Annotated in this window: 9 protein-coding genes; 6 read left to right on the forward strand and 3 right to left on the reverse strand. The window is 53.6% G+C overall.

Annotation, left to right across the window (positions count from 1 at the left end):
- Positions 1-99: 99 nt before the first annotated feature.
- The 3 genes from H6F67_RS24805 to H6F67_RS24815 all read right to left on the reverse strand — a co-directional run bounded on the left by H6F67_RS24805 (position 100) and on the right by H6F67_RS24815 (position 1,662).
- Positions 100-309, reverse strand: coding sequence for a hypothetical protein (locus H6F67_RS24805; RefSeq protein WP_190769335.1), 210 nt, complete (start codon positions 307-309; stop codon positions 100-102).
- 76 nt (positions 310-385) lie between these two features.
- Positions 386-667: a hypothetical protein gene (locus H6F67_RS24810; RefSeq protein ID WP_190769336.1), complete on the reverse strand. Its 282-nt coding sequence runs from the start codon at positions 665-667 to the stop codon at positions 386-388.
- A complete protein-coding gene (locus H6F67_RS24815; protein ID WP_190769337.1) occupies positions 664-1,662 on the reverse strand; it encodes a ParM/StbA family protein in 999 nt (332 codons plus the stop codon). The genes H6F67_RS24810 and H6F67_RS24815 overlap by 4 nt, the downstream gene beginning before the upstream one ends.
- A gap of 219 nt (positions 1,663-1,881) precedes the next feature.
- Here H6F67_RS24815 and H6F67_RS24820 point away from each other — a divergent pair, with 219 nt between their 5' ends.
- The 6 genes from H6F67_RS24820 to H6F67_RS24840 all read left to right on the forward strand — a co-directional run bounded on the left by H6F67_RS24820 (position 1,882) and on the right by H6F67_RS24840 (position 6,476).
- Complete coding sequence (locus H6F67_RS24820) at positions 1,882-2,055, forward strand: ribbon-helix-helix domain-containing protein (protein WP_199304628.1); 174 nt, start codon at positions 1,882-1,884, stop codon at positions 2,053-2,055.
- A 304-nt stretch (positions 2,056-2,359) separates the two neighbouring features.
- Positions 2,360-2,536: a ribbon-helix-helix domain-containing protein gene (locus tag H6F67_RS27520; RefSeq protein WP_206753940.1), complete on the forward strand. Its 177-nt coding sequence runs from the start codon at positions 2,360-2,362 to the stop codon at positions 2,534-2,536.
- Between the two features lie 309 nt (positions 2,537-2,845).
- Positions 2,846-3,700 carry a DUF3854 domain-containing protein gene (locus H6F67_RS24825; RefSeq protein ID WP_190769338.1) on the forward strand — a complete coding sequence of 285 codons (855 nt, stop codon included), beginning with the start codon at positions 2,846-2,848 and terminating at the stop codon, positions 3,698-3,700.
- Complete coding sequence (locus H6F67_RS24830) at positions 3,621-5,915, forward strand: plasmid replication protein, CyRepA1 family (protein ID WP_190769339.1); 2,295 nt, start codon at positions 3,621-3,623, stop codon at positions 5,913-5,915. The genes H6F67_RS24825 and H6F67_RS24830 overlap by 80 nt, the downstream gene beginning before the upstream one ends.
- Positions 5,912-6,124 carry a hypothetical protein gene (locus H6F67_RS24835; RefSeq protein WP_190769340.1) on the forward strand — a complete coding sequence of 71 codons (213 nt, stop codon included), beginning with the start codon at positions 5,912-5,914 and terminating at the stop codon, positions 6,122-6,124. Before H6F67_RS24830 ends, H6F67_RS24835 begins: the two co-directional genes overlap by 4 nt.
- Before the next feature lie 163 nt (positions 6,125-6,287).
- Complete coding sequence (locus H6F67_RS24840) at positions 6,288-6,476, forward strand: hypothetical protein (protein ID WP_190769341.1); 189 nt, start codon at positions 6,288-6,290, stop codon at positions 6,474-6,476.
- Positions 6,477-6,584: the final 108 nt, after the last annotated feature.

Here is a 6,584-nt window from a genome sequence, read left to right on the forward strand (position 1 = left end):
AAGATTTGGGTCGGTCAAGTTTCTGTTTCAATTAGTCACACATTGTCAAACCTTTGCTTTTGCCAAAGCATTTATGTACGGCTACTGTTCATCTCCTATTTAGGATTGCTGTAACAGGTTGTCGGGGTCAACTGACTCGATCGAGCTTTGCGCCGGATAGGTTGCGTGTGCAGATGCCATGTGATCCGCGATCGAGCCAACTACCAGCATTTTCTGTTGAGCGGTTAAACGTTCCAAGAAAACACCGCAGCGCTGTGTAAGCGCGTTGATTGCGGGCGTTTCAATGAAATAGGAAACGGGTTGAGCCATGATGAAAGAGTCTCCTGAATTTACGGTTTAGCGGGACACTAGCCAGCCTCAAGCTTTGGTCGGTGAGGGGCTGGCTTTACAGTTCGATCGATTCGCTGAAACTGAAATCGGTAGATGCACTCTGCGGCGTGGGCGCGGCTGCGGGAACGGGTGAATCTGCGGCAGATGGTAGATATCGCTCTGGCGGCGGCTCCGGGCATCGAGCGGGGCAAACTTCCCACGTTTCGAGTAGATGCCGTCCGTAGCGGCTGACCATCAGCGCGATTGCAGCGCTAGGGGAAGTCGATCGCGTCTTCTCCTGAATCGCGTCAACCGTCGATCGGGTATCGGCATCCAAAACAATGCGGCTAATCGTCATAGCGCGGCCATCCCCACGATCGAAATCGTTTGCGGGTTAGGGGCGATTTTGAAGCGTCCTTTTGTCACTTCCGACAGCGGAGCGGCGATCGGCGCGGAACCGCCAATGATAAGAACTTCACCCAGATTTGATAACCACTGTCCCCACCGCGTTTTGATCTCGGCGCGGATATCAGCCAGCCATTCAGCACGGGCAGATTCAAACGCAGGTGCAAAGCTGTATCCGGTTGTTCCCAATTGGTGATCGCCCGCTTCAATGCCGTCCATGATTAAGCTCAGGTCGGGACTGCTGGGAAGGTCGCGAGCAATGCGGGCGGCGATGCGGCGGGCTAGGTCGAACGTTCCTGGTAAAACGATGTCAGCTTCGCGCATCAGCGAGCCTGAAACCGAGTAGAGGCGGGCGATCGACGTGCCGCCACCCAGATCGAGAATGCCATTTACCTGCTTCCGACTGAGGAATAGACCGTGCTGCATGGCGTGGGCATAGGCGGCTTTGGTTTCGTCAATCGGCTCAACTTTGCGGACGGTCGCGACGATCGCTTGTCCGTTCCGCGTGTATTCGTATGTGCCCTCAATACCTTTGAGCAGCGCGGTAGAAGCATTGCGGCTATTGGGCAGAGCAATCAGCAAGCGCTCGATTCTCAGGGCATCGTTGCCGGGGTTCGGCTCCAGTGCAGCCAGCACCAAACGGCGGGCAAGTTCGATTTTGTCACCCTGAAATGTGGGCAAGCCTCCCATATCTTTCGCGACTTGCCCGATCGCAAACGTCTCACCTTCAAACTCAATCACGATGCTGTTTGCGTCCGGTTCAACTTCCTCCCAAGTGGGATCGATCGGCTTCAAATAGCTGGGAATCTGGCGAATATTGCCAGCAGGGTCGCGCCATTGAATCGATCGATTGCCACCATCGAAGCAGACAACGGGGCGGATTAGGGGACTGTTCTCAATCTGTTCGCTAGCAATCCGCGTTAAGGATAGCGAGTCTGCAAGAATCATCCGCTGATTTCTCCTGTCGAAGTGGGTAAATGCTTTGCTCTGTCTAGGCTTGAGCGCTTTGGAAGCGGGCGGAAGGGCGATCGTAGCTGCGATCGGCGTGTGTCCTTGCTTCGTCCGTTCCCTGTTCGCTGCATGAACGTAATAGTAGCACAAGGTAGATTACTTTTGTCTACTTAAGGTAGACTTGTACCAAGTAAAGAAAAATGGAGGGGAAATACATTGTTTGACGTTCAAATGCCGACCGATAAGGCGCGGGTCGCAGCCTACATCCCTCATGAACTGAAGGAAAAGCTTGAGAAGCTGGCAGAGGTAGAGGATCGAACTGTCAGCAAAATTCTTGAACGTCTGATCAAACAAGCTGTTGCTGAAGCCGAAGAAAAAGGCTTGCTCTAAATCATGTGAATTTGAAGCTTACGCTTAAGCGTGAGTTGAATTTGTGTAGTCAAATTCAAACAAAAAAGCGACCGCTCAAGGGAACGATCGCCGCGATGATTTCAGTGTCATCAACTCAAGCTTACGCGAAAGTGCGAATTCAATTTTGCTTTGCAACTTACAAGAAAGCTGCAAGTTGCTGTTAAAAGCGTAGCGAGAAAATCAAGAAGCGTAGCGAGTTTTAGCTAAAAGCTAAGGAAAATCTGTCAGCAGGTTCCCGGTTCTTTTGACTTACGCTAGGATGTTTTTCAAGGAGATCAAAACCATGCCAAGAAAAGGACTTCGCAACGTTGTCAACGTCAAACTTACTGACGCTGACTTACAGAAAACCGATGCACTAGCTGAGCGGTTGAATCAGCCTCGTGGCGCACTGCTTCGTCAAGCTTGGTTGGAGTTCCTAGACAAGCAAATCTCCCAAAACGGAGAATCCCCAGCAGCGTAGTTACGGACTACAACACTGGGGATTTGATGTTATTTGTTCAGTTCTGACAAGGCTTTCTAGGTCGCCAAACTTTGAAGAAGCCTTGTCAGGGCACTAGCCCTTCCCTCTTTCGAGGGCGGATTCAGCCATGCCAATAAAGATTGTATGCACTGTTTGCGAATTCGTCGCGAGTGTTTCTGTAAGAATTGAATCTCAACTTGAGTCCATTGTATCGCAATCTGAAGTTGAGTCGCTACTGAATCAACCCTGGAGTCGCGAGGCATCGCTGAAGGTCGATCGCTGGCTTGCAAGTCAAGAGGGGAGCGCGAAATGAAGCCGTCTCTCTTGGTTCACAACCGCTTGACGCTCTCAGATTTTGCCAACAGGATTGAGCGAGAATTCACCGTCAAGAGCGCGATCGACGCTGACCTATTTGCTGCTACGGTTCGCATTGTTGCGGATGTCGAGATGCTACCAGGTGGCGATGTTGTCAGCCCGATTCACGACGCGCTGAACTGGCGATACACGCGATTCGGAAATCAGGCGCGACCGACGCTCTATGCTGCCTTGCTGCTGAATGAAGACGGCTCCTGCTGGCAAGCGAAGCTCAGCACTCCGCTCAAAGATGGCAAGGGCAAAGATCGCAAGTATGAAGCACCCGTAGGCGGCGGTTCACGATCGTTCCTGCCTGAGATTCCTACTGCAATTCGGCAACGAATCAGCGATCGTCACGGGGTTGAAGTGCCGCTCGATGGCTCATTCTGGAACTGGCTTACCGCTCATCCTGAAATCCCGATCGTCTTCACCGAGGGCGGCAAAAAAGCGCTGGCTCTGCTGAGTCTGGGCTATGTCGCGATTGCTCTGTATGGGGTGAATGGGGGCTACCGAAATATTGGCGGCGATCGTTTCCTGACTGCTGATGTGGAGCGCTTCGCAGGTGCAGGGCGAAAGGTCTTGCTGGCATTTGACCAGGATGCGGAACTCAAAACACAGCGGCGGGTGAATGCCGCTCTCATCCGTTTCGGACGGCTGCTGAAGCAAGCGGGCGCAGAGGCGGCGATCGTTTCTTGGGACGGTCGCGACGGGAAGGGCGCGGATGATTTGATTGTGTGGCACGGATACCTTTCACGCTGCCTACACTGCCGCGCTGTCGCTGGAACACTGGCAGATTTGGCGGCGGCTTGAGAATCGTTTGACCTATCCCACAGCGGTTAGAGTCAATCGGGCTGACCTGTCTACGCTCGATGTCGATCGCCTCACATCCGAGGACATCATCGCCATTGCAGCCGCGAAAGGCACAGGCAAAACTAAGCTTCTGTCTGCGGCTGTCAGCTTGAGCGAATCGGTTCTCTCCGCAGGGCACAGAATCGCGCTGATGCGGAATCTGTGTGAACGGTTGAAGCTCGACTATCGCGGCGATCTCGACAAGGTAAACGGGCGCTTCATCAACGGCTCTGGCTACGCGCTACGAATCGGCTTTTGTGTTGATGCGCTGTTGGCGATCGACCTCAGCCAGTTTGCCGGATGCGACTTAATTCTTGATGAAGTCGTGCAAGTGCTGCGGCATCTGCTGACCAGTTCCACCTGCAATAAAGAGGGAATGCGCCCGTTGCTGCTGGCAAGGTTCGCTGAACTGGTGCGGACGGCGCGGCGGGTGATTGTGGCGGATGCTGACCTCGATAATGCGACGCTGCATTACTTGCGACAGCTTCGCGGCGGCGATGCGCCTGTCTTCCTGATTCGTAACGACTACCAGGCAGCAGGCTACTCAGTGCGCTTCATCGAATCGCGAGACTCTAGCGCGGCAATTGCTCAACTGCTAGCGGATGTCGGCAGCTTGCGATCGGGGAAGGTGCTGTTTGTCGCTACTGACAGCAAGCGCACCAGTGCCAGCATCAATCGCTTGATTCAGCAGCAGTATCCCGGTAAGCGCGTCCTGCTGCTGAACTCTGACACCAGCGGCGGCGAAATCGAGCAAGCTTTCATCCGAACGCCTGACGCTGAACTCCAAAACTATGACGTGGTGATTGCATCGCCCTCGCTGGCTACCGGGGTCAGCATCGAAGCTCAGGGCATTGTCGATCGCGTCTACGGTATCTTCAGCGGCGGCTCATCCACTGATGCAGACATGACGCAAGCACTCGGTAGGGTTCGCGAACCCGTCGATCGCGTCGTCTGGTGCGCCAAGCGCGGAACCAACTTCAGCAAGGCCAGCCGCTCTACCAATCCGATCGAACTCAAGAGCCATCTTCAGCAGCAGACCAGCGTAGCGGCCAGCCTCGTCAAGCTCAGTTTGACCGACACCACGCAGAGCGCAATCGCGGCTTACGACTGGACGGGCGATGCTCACCTCAATCTCTACTGTCATTTCGCGGCTGAGCAGAACCGCTCGATGCTAACCCTGAGAGATGCCCTGCTGGTGCGGCTGAGACATGAAGGCCATCACGTCTTGATTGAGAAGGCGGAGCCGGATGCAGCGATGAAGCTGTTGCTGAGGACAGCGAAAGAGGAACTACGACAGTTTGACGCTGAAGCAATCGCCGCTGCTGAAGACCTGACATACATCGAGGTTGCAGCGCTGGAGAAAAAGGAATCCCGATCGCCTGATGAAGAATTGGCGATTATCAAATTCCGCCTGAAAGATGATTACTGCCTTGATAGCCTAACGCTCGCAGACATTCTCGCAGACAAGGACGGGCAACGACGCGCTGAACTGCTCAGCCTGGAAGCTCAGCTTTACCCGGACGTGGCGATCGACCGGACAGCACGAGGGCTAGAGAAGCAAGCGGGCTGGAATTCCGGGAATTGTCCTTGGGATCTCAGCGGTGCAGCGGTGCGGCAGGCGATTCGCAGCAAGCTAGGGCTAGATGACTTCCTCACAGTCGATCGCGAGTGGACGAAATACGACATCGAGCCGTATGCAGCCAAAGCGCGGCAGTATGCAGCCGAAATCAAAATGGTGCTGCACTTCACCATTACACCGGGAATGAGCGACGTGCAGATCATTCACCAGCTTCTCTCGCAGTTGGGCGTGAAAGTCGGCTCTCGGCAGTCAAGAGCAGTTCCAGGGCATGAGGGCGAAAAGCTGCGGGTGTACTCGCTAGATGTGGGAACGTGGGAAGCGGCGATCGAGGTACTAGAGCGGCGAAAAGCTAGGCGAGACAAGCTTCAGCGCGATTTAGGGGATTCCGTCATTTCTGGTTCACCCCCTCATATTTTGAGTAGGAATAGGGGGGGTGAACCAAGCTGTACTAATTCCCCAAACCTTGATGAATGGCTTACTCCAGAGTCCCTAGCCGATGTGCGCTGGATGTGGGGAAGCGCTGAGTCTGAGGAGGTGCGAGCGGAACTGCAAGCGTTTATTCCGCCCGATGTGTTGAGGAGGGCACTAACGGCATGAAAACTCCCTTTGTGTTGCAACCGAACTGGCAGCAAATGAGCGCAGACGATCTGTTGCGATACCTCGAACGCGCCCGCTTGGAGTTTGGCGATCGAGTGCTGTTTGTGTTGAATCGCCAGAATCATCGGCATGTTCAAAAACTGCTGCGAAAAATCAAGAAATCCGGGCGAAATTTACCCGTTACTGTTCGCATCGAGAGAGCATCATGAGTAGCGACACGATCGATTCACTGCGGCGAGAATGCCACGTTCTGATTGATGCCGTTGCGAGAAAACCAGGTTGTATGAAATGGTTGCTCGCTGTCAGGAGTCAGCTTTTACTGTTTTCAGGTTACAAGGCAAACCGACAAATCGACTTTTCTAGGAGACAAAAATGAACGAGCATGAAATCCAACAGTTTGCAGAAGCCGTCACGAAAGGCATCTTTGCAAACACTCAGCCACAAAAATCGCCCGAAGAAATTCTGCTCGATGAATTGTGCTCCAAACATTGCGCGGCAGAGTTGCATAGCCTTTGGCGCGTCGCTCAACTGGTACGAAATGCCGGATTCGAGATTTGGTAGTCGTGTAGAAGTAATGATGCTAGGTTAGCAACAGATTTCGATGGACTCTTTATGATGCTTGCTTGTCCCAGTTGCACCTCGACTCAAACGGTGAAGAATGGTCGTATT

The sequence above is a fragment of the Microcoleus sp. FACHB-1515 genome (genome assembly GCF_014696105.1).
Classification (GTDB): Bacteria; Cyanobacteriota; Cyanobacteriia; order Elainellales; family Elainellaceae; genus JAAUTJ01.